This window comes from Deltaproteobacteria bacterium (genome assembly GCA_016183175.1).
Lineage (GTDB): Bacteria > UBA10199 > UBA10199 > UBA10199 > SBBF01 > JACPFC01.
Map to the genome: position 1 here is coordinate 1 of JACPFC010000085.1, position 15,924 is coordinate 15,924.

16 protein-coding genes are annotated in these 15,924 nt (G+C 53.8%); 6 read left to right on the forward strand and 10 right to left on the reverse strand.

What is annotated here, in order from left to right:
- Positions 1-2,377: hypothetical protein (locus HYU99_08590; protein MBI2340403.1), on the forward strand; the 2,377-nt coding region annotated here is incomplete at its 5' end.
- On the opposite strand, the gene HYU99_08595 is transcribed toward HYU99_08590, so the two are convergent.
- From HYU99_08595 to HYU99_08625, 7 genes are all read right to left on the reverse strand, one after another.
- Complete coding sequence (locus HYU99_08595; GenBank protein ID MBI2340404.1) at positions 2,366-3,217, reverse strand: TlyA family RNA methyltransferase; 852 nt, start codon at positions 3,215-3,217, stop codon at positions 2,366-2,368. The two genes, HYU99_08590 and HYU99_08595, sit on opposite strands and share 12 nt — an antisense overlap.
- Before the next feature lie 10 nt (positions 3,218-3,227).
- Positions 3,228-3,689: a RidA family protein gene (locus tag HYU99_08600; protein ID MBI2340405.1), complete on the reverse strand. Its 462-nt coding sequence runs from the start codon at positions 3,687-3,689 to the stop codon at positions 3,228-3,230.
- 32 nt (positions 3,690-3,721) lie between these two features.
- Positions 3,722-4,471, reverse strand: a complete 750-nt coding sequence (locus HYU99_08605) for a hypothetical protein (protein MBI2340406.1) — start codon at positions 4,469-4,471, stop codon at positions 3,722-3,724.
- 2 nt (positions 4,472-4,473) lie between these two features.
- Positions 4,474-5,469 carry a type II toxin-antitoxin system Phd/YefM family antitoxin gene (locus HYU99_08610; GenBank protein ID MBI2340407.1) on the reverse strand — a complete coding sequence of 332 codons (996 nt, stop codon included), beginning with the start codon at positions 5,467-5,469 and terminating at the stop codon, positions 4,474-4,476.
- A 272-nt stretch (positions 5,470-5,741) separates the two neighbouring features.
- The gene (uvrA, locus tag HYU99_08615) at positions 5,742-8,564 is read right to left on the reverse strand and encodes an excinuclease ABC subunit UvrA (GenBank protein ID MBI2340408.1); all 2,823 of its coding nucleotides are present in this window, start codon (positions 8,562-8,564) and stop codon (positions 5,742-5,744) included.
- 4 nt (positions 8,565-8,568) lie between these two features.
- Entirely contained in the window at positions 8,569-9,111 is a 543-nt protein-coding gene (locus HYU99_08620) for a thrombospondin type 3 repeat-containing protein (GenBank protein ID MBI2340409.1), read from the reverse strand.
- Entirely contained in the window at positions 9,108-9,773 is a 666-nt protein-coding gene (locus HYU99_08625; protein MBI2340410.1) for an MgtC/SapB family protein, read from the reverse strand. The genes HYU99_08620 and HYU99_08625 overlap by 4 nt, the downstream gene beginning before the upstream one ends.
- A gap of 85 nt (positions 9,774-9,858) precedes the next feature.
- Between HYU99_08625 and HYU99_08630 the strand changes: the two genes are divergently transcribed.
- From HYU99_08630 to HYU99_08640, 3 genes are all read left to right on the forward strand, one after another.
- Positions 9,859-11,055: a 4-hydroxy-3-methylbut-2-enyl diphosphate reductase gene (locus HYU99_08630; GenBank protein MBI2340411.1), complete on the forward strand. Its 1,197-nt coding sequence runs from the start codon at positions 9,859-9,861 to the stop codon at positions 11,053-11,055.
- A 61-nt stretch (positions 11,056-11,116) separates the two neighbouring features.
- Entirely contained in the window at positions 11,117-11,599 is a 483-nt protein-coding gene (locus HYU99_08635) for a DcrB-related protein (protein MBI2340412.1), read from the forward strand.
- Between the two features lie 186 nt (positions 11,600-11,785).
- Positions 11,786-12,784 carry a ketoacyl-ACP synthase III gene (locus tag HYU99_08640; protein MBI2340413.1) on the forward strand — a complete coding sequence of 333 codons (999 nt, stop codon included), beginning with the start codon at positions 11,786-11,788 and terminating at the stop codon, positions 12,782-12,784.
- Here the strand turns inward: HYU99_08640 and HYU99_08645 are convergent.
- The 3 genes from HYU99_08645 to HYU99_08655 are packed head-to-tail and all read right to left on the reverse strand — an operon-like array spanning position 12,753 to position 14,164.
- Positions 12,753-13,445, reverse strand: coding sequence for a hypothetical protein (locus tag HYU99_08645; protein MBI2340414.1), 693 nt, complete (start codon positions 13,443-13,445; stop codon positions 12,753-12,755). The genes HYU99_08640 and HYU99_08645 overlap by 32 nt on opposite strands.
- A 6-nt stretch (positions 13,446-13,451) precedes the next feature.
- Positions 13,452-13,892, reverse strand: a complete 441-nt coding sequence (locus HYU99_08650) for a transcriptional repressor (GenBank protein ID MBI2340415.1) — start codon at positions 13,890-13,892, stop codon at positions 13,452-13,454.
- Positions 13,892-14,164 (reverse strand): acylphosphatase, encoded by a 273-nt coding sequence (locus tag HYU99_08655; protein ID MBI2340416.1) that lies wholly within the window; start codon positions 14,162-14,164, stop codon positions 13,892-13,894. Before HYU99_08655 ends, HYU99_08650 begins: the two co-directional genes overlap by 1 nt.
- A gap of 139 nt (positions 14,165-14,303) precedes the next feature.
- On the opposite strand from HYU99_08655, the gene ruvX reads away from it, so the two are divergent.
- Both ruvX and mltG read left to right on the forward strand, forming a co-directional pair.
- Positions 14,304-14,729 (forward strand): Holliday junction resolvase RuvX, encoded by a 426-nt coding sequence (gene ruvX, locus HYU99_08660; GenBank protein ID MBI2340417.1) that lies wholly within the window; start codon positions 14,304-14,306, stop codon positions 14,727-14,729.
- A 69-nt stretch (positions 14,730-14,798) separates the two neighbouring features.
- Positions 14,799-15,770, forward strand: a complete 972-nt coding sequence (gene mltG / locus HYU99_08665) for an endolytic transglycosylase MltG (protein ID MBI2340418.1) — start codon at positions 14,799-14,801, stop codon at positions 15,768-15,770.
- The last annotated feature ends 154 nt before the right edge of the window (positions 15,771-15,924 follow it).

Sequence of the window (15,924 nt, forward strand, 5' to 3'; positions counted from 1 at the left end):
CGGTTCGACCGATGAGCTGGGGACCAACAGCTCCTGTTCCCTCCGCGAGGCGATCATCAATGCCAACAATGATGCGGCCACCTATGCCGATTGCACGGCGGGGTCGGGGGATGACACCATTTCCATCCCCGCGGGGACCTATACATTAAGCCTTGGGGCCAGCGGAGAAAACAGCGCGGCGGAAGGGGATTTGGATATAAAAGATGATGTCGCCCTTTCCGGCGCCGGGTCGGATTCGACGATCATCGATGCAGGCGGCCTTACAGCCGATGCGGATGGTTATCAGGATCGGGTGTTTCATGTTGTTTCTGCCGTTACGGTGACTATTTCCGGCGTCAAAATCACGGGGGGTAATGCCGGGACGCATGGAGGGGGCATCTATACGGCATCGGGAAGTTCGCTGCTGACCCTTACAAACTCCGTTGTGTCGGACAACCGGGCAGGGACAAGCGGCACCATCAATGGCGGCGGGATCTATGCAATTGGAAGTTTAACCCTGACCAATGCAACGGTATCGGGCAATGAACTCAACGGCACAGCGGGAATCGGCGGGGGAATCTACGCCGCCGGCAATCTCACCATGACCGGTTCAGCGGCATCCAACAACATCATCACGGCATCGGGTTTGGGGCAAGGAGCGGGTATTTATCTCTCTTCAAGCCGGACGGCGACTCTCACAACAACGACGATTTCGGGAAATCAAATCAGCGGAGGTTCTTCAAGCTATGGCGGTGGATTCTATGCCGCGAGAAGCAATACTCTGACAGTAACCGACGGCGTTTTTTCGGGAAACAGCATTACGACAACTTCGGGCACAGCCGGCGGCGGCGGCCTTTATGTTGGGGCTGGAGGCGCCTTGACAATCACGGGGAGCACTTTTTCGGAAAATGCGGTGACCGGCAACAGTTCTCTGGGCCTTGGAGGGGGCCTTCAAATAAAGGGAACGAGTACATCGTCGGTTACGGCTACGATTACCAACAGCACTTTTTCCGGCAATTCGGCGACAACCGAGTCGGGATCAAGTTCGGGTGATGGAGGAGGTCTCTACCTCATCTATACAACGCTGAATCTGAACAATGTCACGATTGCCGCTAATTCGGCCACAACTTACAACGGCGGCATTTCGATTGCTTCGTCGGCAACGGCTGTTTTTCGAAATACCCTTCTGGCCGGCAACACGGCGGGAAGCTCGGGCCCCGAGTGTAACGGAACCTTTACAACGGCCGGGTATAACCTGATTCAGGATGCCACCGATTGTTCCGGTTACGATGCGACGCAGGGAGATCAGACGGGAGTCGATCCTCTTTTAGACTCGTTAGCGGATAACGGAGGCGACACACAAACCCACGCCCTCCTTTCGGGAAGCCCGGCTATCGATACGGGAAGTTGTACGGATATCAGTGGAAATACCGTCTCAACCGACCAACGCGGAGAAAGCAGACCTTCCTCTTCTTGCGATATCGGAGCCTACGAAGTGGTTTGCGGCGATAGCGACATGGCCGGGGCGGAGGCGTGTGACGATGGCGGCACCAGCGCCGGCGACGGCTGTTCCGCCACCTGCACGGTGGAAACGGACACCGACGGCGACGGTTCTTATGCCGAAGTGGACGATTGCGACGATACGAACAGCGCCATTCACCCGGGAGCTACCGAAACATGCGGTGATGATGTGGATAGCGACTGTGATACCGATCCCGATTCGTTTGTTTTGTATGCCGATTCGGATGGAGACGGTTACGGAAGCAGTTCCGGGGCAACCTCTTTTAATTGTGACGAATCCGGCACACAAACCGGTTACGTATCCACCAGCACCGACTGCAACGATTCAAGCTCCGCCGTGAATCCGGGCGCCGCGGAAACCTGCAATTCCATTGATGACGACTGTGATGGAATAACCGATGAAGATGTCACCACCACCTATTATGCCGATTCCGACGGGGACGGTTATGGTTCGGCCAGTTCATCGCAAGCGGCCTGTTCTCAACCATCAGGTTATGTCACCAGCGCCACCGATTGTAATGATGGGAGTAGCTCCATCAACCCCGCCGCCACCGATACCCCCGATAACGGCGCCGATGAGAATTGCGATGGCGCCGATGACACAACGGCGGGTTCCGACGGAGATGGAACGTCCGACAGCGACGGCGATGGAGTCGTCGATTCGGAGGATGCCTTTCCTGACGATGCCAGCGAATCGGTCGACACCGACGGCGACGGCACGGGGGACAATGCCGATGAGGACGACGATGGGGATGGAGTCACTGATGCCGATGACACGGACGATGATGGAGACGGAACCCCCGACAGTGGAGAATCGGAAGGGACGCCGCCTCCCACTTCCGACAGCGGGGCCAGCGGTTGCAGCTTAGTGCGATAGAGTCGCGATCAGCAAAAATTCCTGATTTCCGTCTTGTCCAAGGATGGGGGAGGGGAGGGCGCCGAGGATTTTAAGCCCCCTCTCCCGGAAAAATTCGGAAATTTTCTCCACACACTCTTTCTGTTTGGCCTTATCCTTTACAATTCCCCCCTTACCGACGAATTTTTTTCCGACTTCAAACTGGGGTTTGATGAGGGCGATCACTTCAGGAACGGGTCCTGCCGTCTGCGGGTCCTCCCTCTCTCGTCCTCGTCGTGAAGGAGCACGACTGCGGCTCGTTCGGGAGCCTCCCGCAGACATCACCCGTTCCTGAAAAACGAATACCTCAAGAATCTTCGGAATAATCTTTGTCAGTGAAATAAAGGAGACATCAACCGTGACCAGATCAATCGGATCGGACAAAATGTTCGGGTCGAAATTCCGAAAATTCGTCCGCTCAATCACCACGACCCGCGGGTCGTTTCGCAAACTCCAATCGAGCTGACCGTACCCGACATCCACCGCGTAAACTTTTTTGGCCCCTTCCTTCAGCAGGCAATCGGTAAAACCCCCCGTCGAGGCGCCGACATCGAGGCAGACCTTGTCTTTCACGGCGATTTTAAAATGATCAATCGCCCCCTTCAGCTTGACGCCGCCTCGGCTCACATAAGGGTGGTCTTTTCCCTTAAGGATCAATTCGGTTTCAGGCCAAAATAACTGCGACGGTTTTTCAATTTTTTGCGTCCCGCAAAAGACGGCGCCGCTCATGACGAGATTTTGGGCTTTGGTGCGGGTTGGGGCGAGACCTTGGTGGACTAAGAGTTGATCCGCGCGGATTTTTTTATGGGCGATCACAAGGATCGCCCCTACATTATTTGATCTCCACAATCAAATCCAATTCAATACACGCCCCCATCGGGAGTTCCAAAACGCCGATGGCGGCGCGGGAGTGAGAACCGACAGCGTCGCCGAAAATCTGCAAAAGAAGCTCCGAGGCGGCGTTCAAAACCTTTGGCTGGTCCAAAAAACCGATGGCCGAATTGACATGGCCGTTTAAGCGGATAATTTTTTTAATCCGGTTTAAATCGCCGATCAGCCACTTGATGGCCGCCAGCGCATTGATGAGCGCCGCCTTGGCCGACCGCTGGGCGTTTTCCAGACTCACTTCTTTTCCCACGCGCCCCTTAAAGAGGAGGCGTCCGTCGGACAAGGGGAGCTGGCCGGAGGTGTAAACAAGATTTCCGGTTTTGACGGCGGGGACATAACTGCCGATCGGCGGCGAGAGGGAAGGGATGGCGAGCTTAAGATCGGTGATTTGTTTTTCAAAGTCCATATCCTCCCTCCGGCGTCACCCGTTCACAGCTTTTACGTTTTTACATATTTCACCACCCGCATGAAAAGGACAAGCGGAATTCCGAGGATGTCGTCGGTGACCTCTCTGCCGGGGCCTGCGGCAAAGAAGGTTTTGTTTTCGCGGTTGATGGCCTCCTCCGAAAGGGTTTCGAGGTAAAGGTTCTGATCCCTGAAGGCGGTGAAATAGGCCTGAACACTCGAAACGGCGCGCCCCTTCGAGGCGGGATTCTGGTTGGTGAGAAAAATTTCAAGCGTGGGGTGCAATACCGAGATAATCGCCCTTCCGCCGTTTTTTAAGAGCCCTGCCATCGCGGAGATGTGGTCGAGGACCTCATTGTTAAGGCTGGAGCCGAAGGGAATAAGAAGAAGGTCAAAATAACCGAAGCGAAAAGGGAGCGGTTTCAGGGTGCCTCGCAGATTAAACACATTCAGCTGATTTGACACAGGGGCGTCACCCAACTGGTAATTGGCCATGATCTCGACGTGATCGGTTGGAATATTGGCCAGAAGCGGGGTGGTGGCGCGGCGCGAAAAAAAGAGGATTCGTTTGTTGTTCAGTTCCGGGCAGAAATCAAGAAACCGGCGTTGCTCGGCAAAAGAAAGCAGATCGGCGAGAGTTTCCGGCGGGAGGGTGTTCAGACAATGGTATTGCTTGAAAAGGGAAGATCGGTTAGCCACGGGCCGTTGTCCCAAAGGAGTTTGAACGGCCGCCTCTTTTTTGAAGAGGCGTTTAAGAGATATTGCGGCAAGATTAGTGGACATGTTTATCCCTTGCCTCCGACGGCGATTTTGTCCCCTTCGTCACCCGAAAGAGAAATCCCATCGATCTCGGAGAGGAGATCCTGAATAGAGGGGAGATTCGATGAAGGCCGTTGTTCGGTGGCCGGTATTGTATAAGCCTTTTCGATAAGCCGCTCGATGACCGGGAGAGAAGATTGGGTTGAGGTTTGCTCCGGAGCCGCCTCTTCGGCGGCTGGCGCTCGTTCGGGCGGCGGCTCTTCTCCCCGAAAAAGGGGCTGGTAGTGCGGCGTTTCGTAAAGCTTTCGATAAGTGTCAAAATAGTCGCCACGCGGCGGCGGGGTTCGGGCGGAAAGCTCCACGGGGGCCTCTTCGGGGACTCTGTCGGCAGACTCGTGTTCCGCCGTCCGCTTTTCACGATCGCCATCACCAGCCGAACCTTCCTCCTCAACCCCTTCATCAGAGGGGGGAGGTTCAGGAATATTGTTCCAGTTCTCCGACGATATGAACTCCGGTTCAACAGGGGAAACACCCTCCTCATAAAGAGGAGTCAACGGCATTTCAGGCAAACTTTGGGTCAACGACCCTTCCGGAGCAGGCTCCGGCATGGCAGGCCTGGGGACGGAAGGGGGCGCCACAGGGGTCGGGGCCTTGGGAGTGAAACCGCGGGGGGGCGAACCCAAAAGGTATTCGAGCCTCTTCTGCGTCATATCCGACTGGGGCATGATCCCTTGTGCCGCTACCGCAAACTGTTTTTTTAATTCCTCGGTCTGTGTCTGCAAAAGACCTTTCACCGGGTCCCGTGACTCCGATGGCCTTTGAGAGCGGGAAGAGGCCGTGGCTGTGTTTTTTTGGATTTGCCGATAGAAATCGTAACTCACAATCACTCGGATCGGCTTATTGTTTTTGGTGATAACATAGTTAGAATCTTTATCCGCCATAATCGAGGCAATGGAGGAGCGCGCCTCGGTAACATTGATCACCTTGACTTGGCCCAGTCGGTCATCATGGAATTCAAACATAGATTTTCCCTCCATAATCGAGAAAAACCATATTTTTATACGACGTACACTGTTTTTTATGGATATGTGCGGGAAAGAGCAATTTATGTACACTTTAATCAAAAAAAAAATTTTGTCAATGGATTTAAAAAAAGCAGAAATTCTGTACATAATTGGTTAACATGTTTGAATAAAAAGATATTTTTTTATTCAACAGAGAGGCCCCAGCAGAGACGATAGACAGGATAAAAAAATCTAAAAATCTGTACAGAATATTGTTACTTCGTATAATATTAATTTTTAAGGTGTGATTTCAGGAATTGTCCGGTATAAGAGGTGCGGCAGGCGGCAATTTGTTCAGGAGTGCCGATAGCGATGACCTCTCCCCCCTTGGCTCCCCCCTCAGGACCGAGGTCAATAATATAATCGGCTGATTTGACGACATCCAGATTGTGCTCAATCACAATAACGGTGTTTCCTCCTTCCACCAGTTTGTTGAGGACATTCAGAAGTTTCAAAATATCATCAAAATGAAGGCCGGTGGTCGGTTCATCCAATATATAGATGGTCTTGCCGGTCGACCGCTTGGAGAGCTCTCGGGCCAGCTTGATCCTCTGCGCCTCCCCCCCCGAAAGGGTGGTAGCCGACTGCCCCAGCTCGATATAGTCAAGACCCACCTCCTTAAGCGTCTCCAGTTTTGCCTTGATGACAGGGATATTCCGCAAAAAATCAAAGGCCTGTTCCACCGTCATCGAAAGAATCTCCGCGATGTTTTTTCCCTTGTACTGAATCTCCAGTGTCTCGCGGTTGTAACGTTTCCCATGACAGACCTCGCACTCCACATAGACATCGGGCAAAAAATGCATTTCGATTTTAATCACCCCATCCCCCTCGCACGCCTCGCAACGCCCCCCCTTCACGTTGAAAGAATAACGCCCCGGCCTGTACCCCCGCGCCTTCGATTCGGGGAGCTGACAAAACAGATCGCGGATGTGGGTGAAAAGGCCGGTGTAGGTGGCCGGGTTTGAACGGGGGGTCCGGCCGATGGGGGACTGGTCGATGTTAATGATCTTGTCCACCAGCTCGATCCCCTCGATGGTTTTGTGTTTTCCCGCGACCATTCGCGAGCCGTAAAGCCTCTGGGCGAGGGCAGGGTAGAGCGTGTCATTAATCAGGGACGACTTGCCGGAGCCGGAGACGCCGGTGATGCCGATAAAAAGGCCGAGGGGAAATTCTACATCGATATTTTTCAGATTGTTGCACGAAGCCCCCCGAAGAACCAGCCTCCGGTTTGAAGGGGGACGGCGTTTTTTGGGAGTCGGAATGGATTTTTTGCCCGCAAGGTATTGTCCCGTGAGGGAACGCCTGTTGCGAATGATGTCCGCCGGCGTTCCTTCCGCCACAATCTCCCCCCCATGGATTCCGGCGCCAGGGCCCATATCAATAATATGGTCGGCGTTTCGCATGGTCTCCTCGTCATGCTCGACGACCAGAACGGAATTTCCCAGATCGCGGAGTTTTTTCAGCGTGGCGATCAGCCGGCTGTTGGCCCGCTGGTGGAGGCCGATGCTCGGTTCGTCCAGAATATAAAGGACGCCCACCAGCATCGATCCAATCTGTGTCGCCAGGCGGATTCTCTGCGCCTCGCCGCCGGCCAAGGTGGCCGAGGTCCGGTCGAGGGTCAGATAGTCAAGCCCCACATTGACCAGAAAACTCAACCGTTCATCGATTTCCTTCAAAATGCGCCGGGCGATGGTTCCCTCCTTCTTCGATAATTTCAGCCCCTTCAAAAAATCCCGCGCCTGTTCGGTTGTCAGCTTCGTCGTCTCGTAGATGTTCCGGTTGTCAAGAAGAATGCTCAAGCTTTCCGGCTTCAACCGGCTCCCCGAGCATCCGGCGCACGGCTGGATGTTCATGAATTTTTCCATCTCCTCACGAATCCAGTCGGAATCGGTTTCCTGATAGCGTCGCGACAATGAGGCCACCACCCCCTCGAATGGGGCGGTGTAATAGTGCCGCCCCTCTCCCTTGTCGTAGGAAAACTGGATCTCTTCGTTTCCCGATCCGAAGAGGATCGTCTCCTGAATTTTTTTAGGCAGGTCCTTGAACGGGGTGTAGATGTCGAACTTGTAATGTTTGGCCAGCGCCTGAAGGATGGAGGCGTAGTAAAGGGTGGTCTTTCCGGCCCACGGCGCGATGGCCCCTTCTCTTAAGGAAAGATTTGGGTTGGGAATGACCAGCTCCGGATCAAAAAACATTTTTGTGCCAAGGCCGTCGCAAGCGGGGCAGGCCCCTTGGGGCGAATTGAACGAAAACATCTGCGGCTCGATGGATGGATAGCTGACGCCGCAGTCGACGCAGGCGTTACGGGTGGAGAAAAGGAGAGTCGCGTCGTCTCCAATAACCTCCACCTTCGCCAATCCTTCCCCATACTTCAACGCCGTCTCGAACGAATCAGCCAATCGCGCCTCCAGCCCCTTTTTGACCACCAGCCGGTCGACGATCAGGTCGATGGTGTGCTTTTTCTTCTTCTCCAGATCGATTTTTTCGGAAAGTTCATGTGTCACCCCGTCAATTTTCACGCGGGCGAATCCCTCTTTTTTGAGTTGGTCCAACTCTTTATGGTATTCCCCCTTCCGCAGACGGACAATCGGCGAGAGGAGGTTTATTTTGGCCCCCTCCGGTAGGCCGGCCACTTGGTCGACCATCTGCGAAATAGTCTGCGAAGAGATCGGCTTGCCGCATTTGTAACAGAAGGCCCTGCCGACGCGGGCATAGAGCAGGCGGAGGTAGTCGTAAATTTCGGTGACCGTGCCGACGGTGGAGCGGGGGTTGTGGCTGGCCGCCTTTTGGTCGATGGAGATGGCCGGGGAAAGCCCCTCGATTAGATCGACATCCGGCTTTCCCATCTGCTCCAAAAATTGGCGGGCGTAGGCGGAAAGTGATTCCACGTAGCGTCTTTGCCCCTCGGCGTAGATTGTGTCGAAGGCGAGGGAGGACTTCCCCGATCCGGAAAGGCCAGTGATGACGACGAGCTTGTTGCGCGGGATTTCGACATCGATGTTTTTTAAGTTATGTTGCCGCGCCCCTTTGATGTAGATGACATCGGGTTCCATCGAATCATTTAACCAGCGAGCATCCCCAGCTGGCGTCCCCTTCCGTTGTGGTGCCGGAGCTCTCCCCCGAACTCTCATCCGGAGTGGCCGAGATGTCTTCATCCGCGTCGTTAATCCCGTTGCCGTCGGCATCGGGGTCGAGGTTGTCGGCAATTCCGTCTCCATCATCATCGGTGTCGTTGTTGTCGGGAATGCCGTCGCCGTCGATATCACTATCAGGAACCCCATCGCCGTCGGCATCGCTGTCGCAGGGATCGCCGGCGCCGTCGTTGTCGCTGTCGGTCTGGTCGGGGTTTTCCACCGTTGAACAGTTGTCGTTAACATTGGGGATGCCATCGCCGTCGGTGTCATCGAGTGTGGCGGCCCTGCTCAACCTGCCTCCACCGATCGCGAAACAAAAAATGCCGATCAGAATAAGGGTTGCTGTTGTTCTCACATTTTTCCTCTTTAGAGTCTTGTTCCGCAACTTCTTTGCATTTTGCACAGAAGTTTGCGGACGGTTTGAAGCATGATTCGGACCATTTGGTTGGCGGCCCTGCCGCCTCAAGGGTTATACCGCGTCGCGCGGACGTCGGGAAGACGAAAAATTTCAAAAATAAATTCCTTGTGCCGGGGATGGACCTCACAGAATTCCAGATCCATAAAGGTAATTTCGTTTTTGCAGGTGAGGGAAAAATCCTCGATTTTTTTGTTGCAGGCGTTCAGGATGTCGCTGATGGCCGACCGCGTCTCGCCGGTGGGGTCGCGAAACGAGATGCGCACCCTGGAGATGCGGCATTTCCCCATGATGAGGTATTCAAAATGTCCCACGCCGATAAGAAGCAGAAGAATCATGACCGAAACGGCGATACCGAACAAAATATACCCCGCCCCGACGGCGATGCCGATGCCGGCCACAACCCAGATGGTTGCCGCGGTGGTCAGCCCCATCACATGTCCCCGCGCCTGCATGATGGAGCCGGCGCCGATAAAGCCGATGCCGGTCACAATCTGCCCCGCAATCCGCGTGGGGTCCGGGTTTCCCATCCCCGTCGACCGCATGATCAATTCGCCGGAGAGCATGTAAAGGGCCGAGCCGAAGCAGATGAGGATATTGGTTCTCAACCCCGCCGCCTTTCGGTGAATTTCCCGCTCGATGCCGATGACGGCGCCGCAGAGGATAGCGGCCAAAAGCTTGAGAATCCAGATGAAGGGGATGCCGGTGTCCATTTTAACGCCCAAGGGATTATATCACGATATTGAAATTATGACATCACGACTTGATTTCTCTCAAGGGGTGTGTGAGAAGGGGGCGATGTCGGTGCATCCACAGCTTGATTTCAAAATGAACCGCAAGGGCTTTGGCCTGAAAGAGGCCATCAAGGAAGACCTTCATACCCATTACCACAGCGATATCATTCAGGAAATAAAAGAGGCCGGGTTCAGCAAGTCCTATGGTGATTTAGCCATTCATCTCGCCCGCGAGTTTGGGTTTTGTTACGGGGTCGACCGCGCCGTGGAGTTGGCCTACGAAACAAAACGGCGTTTTCCGGATAAACGGATTTTTCTCACCACCGAAATCATCCACAATCCTCTGGTCAATTCAAATTTGCGCCGCATGGGAGTCCGTTTTCTCTCCGGCCCTTACCAGGATGCGACGCTTGACGAAGTGAAGCCGGACGACGTGGTGATCGTCCCCGCCTTCGGCACCACCGTCTCTCAACTGCGCGAACTGGCGGACAAGAAATGCGAGCTGGTCGATACCATCTGCGCCTCGGTGATTGTGGTCTGGAAGCGGGTGGAGAAATATGCGCAGGAGGGGTTTACCGTTTTGGTCCACGGCAAGGTTTATCACGAGGAGACGCAGGCCACCACGTCGCGTGTTTCGGTTTTTCCCGGTGGAAAATATCTGGTCGTCTTCGACGAAAACGAGGCGCAGGAGGTTTGCGACTACATCGTTGGCGGCGGAAAAAGGGAGGAATTCATTCTTAAATTCACCCGCGCCATGTCGCCCGATTTCGATCCCGACCGCGATCTCGTTAAAATTGGCCTGGCCAACCAGACGACGATGCTTTCCTCCGAATCGCTCAAGATTGCCGGAATGATCAAGCGGGCTTTCGTTCAACGCTATGGAGAAGGGGAATTGATCAATCATTTTCGTTCGTTTGACACCATCTGCAACGCCACGCAGGAGCGGCAGGATGCCATTTTGGGCTTGAAGGAAAAGAATCCCGATTTCATCATCGTCATCGGCGGCTACAACAGCTCAAATACCAATCACCTCTGTGAAATTGCCGAAAGCATCGCGCCGACGTATCACATCGACCGGGCCAATTGCGTGGTTTCCGAGGAGGTAATCCGCCACAAGCCGTTCGGCAAAAGAGAGGAAATTGAGACCTGCGGATGGCTTAAAAGCGGGCCGGTTTCAATCGGCATCACCGCCGGCGCCTCCACCCCCAATCAGGTGATGGGGGAGACGCTTGCGCGCATCCTTTCGTTTCGCGCGAAATAATTCCTTCCCATCCCCTCCTAAATCCCCTAAAATCCATCTTTCTGCCAAGGAGGAGCTTTTTATGGGTAAAATCGTCATGAACGACTTCGAGGTGGATCTCCCCGCCACTTGGAAAGATCAGGGGATGATCACTCTGACCATGCCCTCCACCGACAAAAAGGTGCGGCCAAACATCATCATCACCAAGGAGCGCCTCAATCAACCCGTTGATTTAGCGGCCTATTTTGAAAAAATCAAAAAATCGGTCCAAGCGCGAGGAATCGAAAGTTTTGAGATTCTTGAGGAGAAAGACATCAGGGTCAGCGGGGTTCAAGCCAAGCAGATGATCTGCACTTGGGACCTCTCCGCCATGAAGAAGATGATGGGGCCCAAGGCCGGCTCTCTGGAGCATATCCAGCCCGGCCAGATGGTCCAGCAGATTCAGGTCTCGTTTATCCGCGGGGATCAGGCGATTAACCTGACTGCCAGTTTTCCCGCAGAACAGTTCGATATCTACTCCCGCCCGTTTCAGAAGTTTGTGGAGGGGTTTCGGTTCATCAGCTAGATTGAGGATCCCCTTTGGTCTCTGGTGGAGTCTTGAGGTTCAATCGGCGTGTTTGAGCGCAACCTAATGTCCATCGCCAACCGGAGCAAACTAAAGAAGAATCAACAACAATAGTGGCGATTAAATAAACCGCGAGTCCCGATGGAACCGAAAGAAAACACACGAGACCGAAGGGGTCCATAAACAGTGCTCCATTTACGTTCCCTCATCACCGGTGCCGGTTCGTACCTTCCGCCGCGCGTTGTCACCAACGCCGAGCTGGCAAAAAAGTTCAACACAACGGACGAGTGGATCCGCGAAAAAATCGGCATCCGCGAGCGGCGGTATGTGGATAAAGGGGTGGGGACGTCCGATCTGGCCCTGGAGGCCTCAAAAAAGGCGCTCGAGGCGGCGGAAAAAAAACCGGCGGATGTCGACTGCATTATCTTTGCCACATCCACCCCCGACTACTTTGCCCCCGGCTCCGGCGTTCTTTTACAGAAAAAGCTTGGGTGCCGCAAGATTCCCGCCTTTGACATCCGTAATACCTCCCCCGGATTTCTTTTTTCCCTCGAGCTGGCCGACTCGATGATCCGTATCGGCAAATACCAGTGCATCCTTGTGATTGCCGCCGAAGTCCATTCCACGGGGCTCGATTTCTCGGACCGCGGTCGGATGATGTCGGTGATCTTCGGCGACGGCGCGGGGGCCGTTGTCCTGGAGCCCACCGAAGGCAATCACGGCATTCTTACGACGCGTCTCCGTTCCGACGGCACTTATTACGACAAGCTCTGGTGCGAGGCGCCGGCCTCGCTTTATCATCCCCGAATCGCCCCGACGATGATCGAGGAGGGAAAGGTCTATCCGACCATGGACGGAAAGTTTGTGTTTGAAAATGCGGTCCAGTTGATGAGTCTGGTCTCCCAAGAAGTGCTGGTGGAACAGAACCTGACGGTGGATCAGATTCAGCATGTCATTCCCCATCAGGCGAATTTACGGATCATTGAAGCCATCGCGGAACGGATGCAAATTCCCATGGAGAAGGTCCATCACAACATCGAAACGCGCGGTAATACCAACTCAGCGACAATCCCCATTCTTCTGGATGAAACCCTGCGTGCCGGAAAAATCGCCGAGGGGGATTTGATTCTCATGATGAGTTTTGGATCGGGTTTTAGCTGGGGCGCCGGGCTGATGAGGTGGTAGGCGGGGGAGTCGGGCGGCGGACGGGAACACGGGCGCGAGCCGGGCGTTTAAAGCCGTAACGAAACGTCGGCGCCCGACCGGTGTTGGAATCGATAATGTCGATGATGTGCCCCGTCTGCTTTTCCCACTTTCTTAACGCACCTTCAAGAATCGGCTGATTGACCGACCAGATCATTTCGTCGGTTCCTTCCAAAACGCTTTCGTTAAAAAGGGTGTAGCCGATGCTGTAGGTCTGAAAACCGGTTTCGTCGGGTCCTCCCCAGACAATAAACGTGCATGGTTCCTGAATCTGGATGCGCACAAGATTGTCGGGGTCGTGGTGCGTCCGGACAAAGCCGATGATGTTGAGGTTTAAGCGGAGGGTCCAGATCGGCTCCTTGAGATTTTTCATGATGAGCATCAGCTCGTCCAAAAAGGTTTGCTGTTCAAGGTTTTGCTTTTTGATGTGCTGGGTGGCGTTGTAGGTGATGATTTCGAGGCTGTCGGGCAAAACAAGGCCGAAAAACGAGCGGAGAAAATTGAACACCTGCTCGAAAAACCAGACATTGGTTTCTTCCGCCGACGTCTTGGTGAAATCGCGGTTCGAGTTGAATCCCCACGATCCCACCACCTGCTCTTTGGCGGTCGCTTCGGCGTGAAAATCGTCTAATCCTTTAAGCACAGAATGTTATTCCTTCTTTTGGCATTTTGCACAGAGGCCGTAAAGCTCCATTTTATGGCTGGTCAGGCGGAATCCATATTTCTTCGCCACCGACTCCTGCAGTTTTTCGATCGTCCGGTTTTCAAACTCCTCAATCGCCCCGCAGGAGGTGCAGATCAGATGGTCGTGATGATGGCCCGACACATGTTCAAAAAGCGACTGTCCCTTGCCAAACTGCCGCTGAAAGGCCAGACCCGCCTCAACCAGCAGAATCAGGGTGCGGTAAACCGTGGCGTAACTGATGGTGGGATCTTCCCTCCGGCAACGTTCAAGCAGTTCTTCGATGCGGTAATGTTTGTGCGGAGGGGAGAAAAAAATCCTGAAAATGATGTCCCGCTGGCGGGTTCGCTTTAGCCCCTTGTCGGACAGGCGTTTGTAGAGTTGATCGAGTTTGTTGAGCGTGCTCATTAGTGTCTCACCGTAAAATCCCTGAATTCCCCCGTCGCCGTCTCCCACGAGATTTCCACCTGGGTCACATGCGCGGCAGGCGGCCCATGGTGGCACCATTTTTTGTATTCTTCCAGCGCTTCTTTCTCCCCCTCGGCCACGGTTTCGACCTTTCCATCGGGACGATTTTTTACCCAACCGGTGAGTTTCAGCCTTCTGGCCTCCTGTTCGGCATAGGCCCGGAAGAAAACCCCCTGAACCCGGCCGGAGATGATGAGATGAAGGCGATCCATAAGGCTATTTTAAATGACAAATGTCAAAGTTCAAATGTCAAATTAAACTTCAAAAGGCAAAAATCAAATGTTTCATTTTGGCATTGTTGTTTTGACATTCATTTGACATTTGGACTTTGGCATTTGATATTTTTGAAATATGCAGATCCTCGGCCTGGATATCGGCGACAAAACGGTGGGGGTGGCCAAAAGCGATCCGTTGGGCTACACCGCCCAGCCGATGACGACGATTCGATATACCCAGTCGGCCCAAGCGTGCAAAAAATTGGCGCAGATAATCGCCGAATATTCAATCACGCGGGTTATCGCGGGGCTTCCCTTGAACATGAACGGCACCGAGGGGCCGCAGGCAAAAAAAGTTCGGGCCTTCGTTGACGGGATCAGACAGGCCTCCAAGAGAATGAATCTCGCCGTCGAATTTGAATTTTGGGATGAACGGATGTCGACGATGGGGGCCGAGAGGTCGCTGATCGAGGCCGATGTCTCGCGCGCCAAACGGAAACAGGTTATCGACAAAATGGCCGCGGTTTTTATTTTGCAGGGGTATCTGGATTCATTGAAGTAGGACGGCAAAAACGAGAGAGTAGAAAGTGGGGCAGTTGCAATTATGAAGCGACTTTTTGTCTTATTTTTTGTGATTTGTTTTTTGACCGTTGCAACCGGCGCGGCGACTTTCGCCTGGTTTGCAAGCTACCGGTCCCCTGGCGCCGCGACAATTTATTTCGAAAAAGGGAGTTCGCTCCGCAAAATCAGCCTTACTCTCGAGGAAAATAAAATGGTGCCGAGCGCCGTCGGTTTTGAACTGATGGCCCGCCTGAAAGGGAAAGGAGGGAAACTAAAGGCGGGAGAGTACGAGTTTCCAGCCGGTTCCCGTCCCGGCGATATTCTGCGGACGATGGTAGAGGGGAAGGTGAAGCTTTACTCGGTGACCATACCGGAAGGATTCAGTCTCAGGGAAATCGGCGCGGTTCTTCATCGGAACGGCCTGACGACGGTTTCGGAATGGGAACAACTAGTCAGGGACCCGCGCTTGATTGCCGAGACGGGAACCAATTCCGCAACCCTCGAAGGCTATCTTTTCCCGGACACCTATCTCTATGAAAAAAGGGCAACAGCAAAAGATCTGATTCGCCAGATGACCGATCTTTTCAAGAAAAAGGCAATGCCCGATTTGATTGCCGAGGCGAAACAGAAAGGGATGACCCTTAATCAGTGGGTGACGCTGGCCTCGATTGTGGAAAAGGAAACAGGGGTCCCCTCCGAGCGGCCGCTGATTGCTTCGGTATTTCAGAACCGTCTGCAAAAGGGGATGCTCTTACAGAGCGATCCGACCGTGATTTATGGCATCCCCAATTTCAACGGCAATCTGACCCGCGCCGATTTGGAGCGCGATTCTCCCTACAATACATACATGCGGCCCGGCCTTCCGCCGGGGCCAATCTGCTCCCCCGGCCTCGATTCGCTGATGGCGGCGTTAAGGCCCGCCCAGACCGGTTATCTTTATTTTGTCGCGAAGGGGGATGGGAGCCACTATTTTTCCACGAATCTTGAAGAACATAATCGGGCGGTAACGTATTATCAGTTGAAACGGGGTACGAGACCGTAGGGGCGCGATTCATCGCGCCCTCAATTCTGGGCGTAATAAATTACGCCCCTACACAGAATCATATGACCAACGAATTAAAAAATCTCACCGTTGTCGCCTTTGAAAGCCGGATGAGTCTGGTCCTCCAGCGGAAATTGGAAGGGCTGGGAGCAAC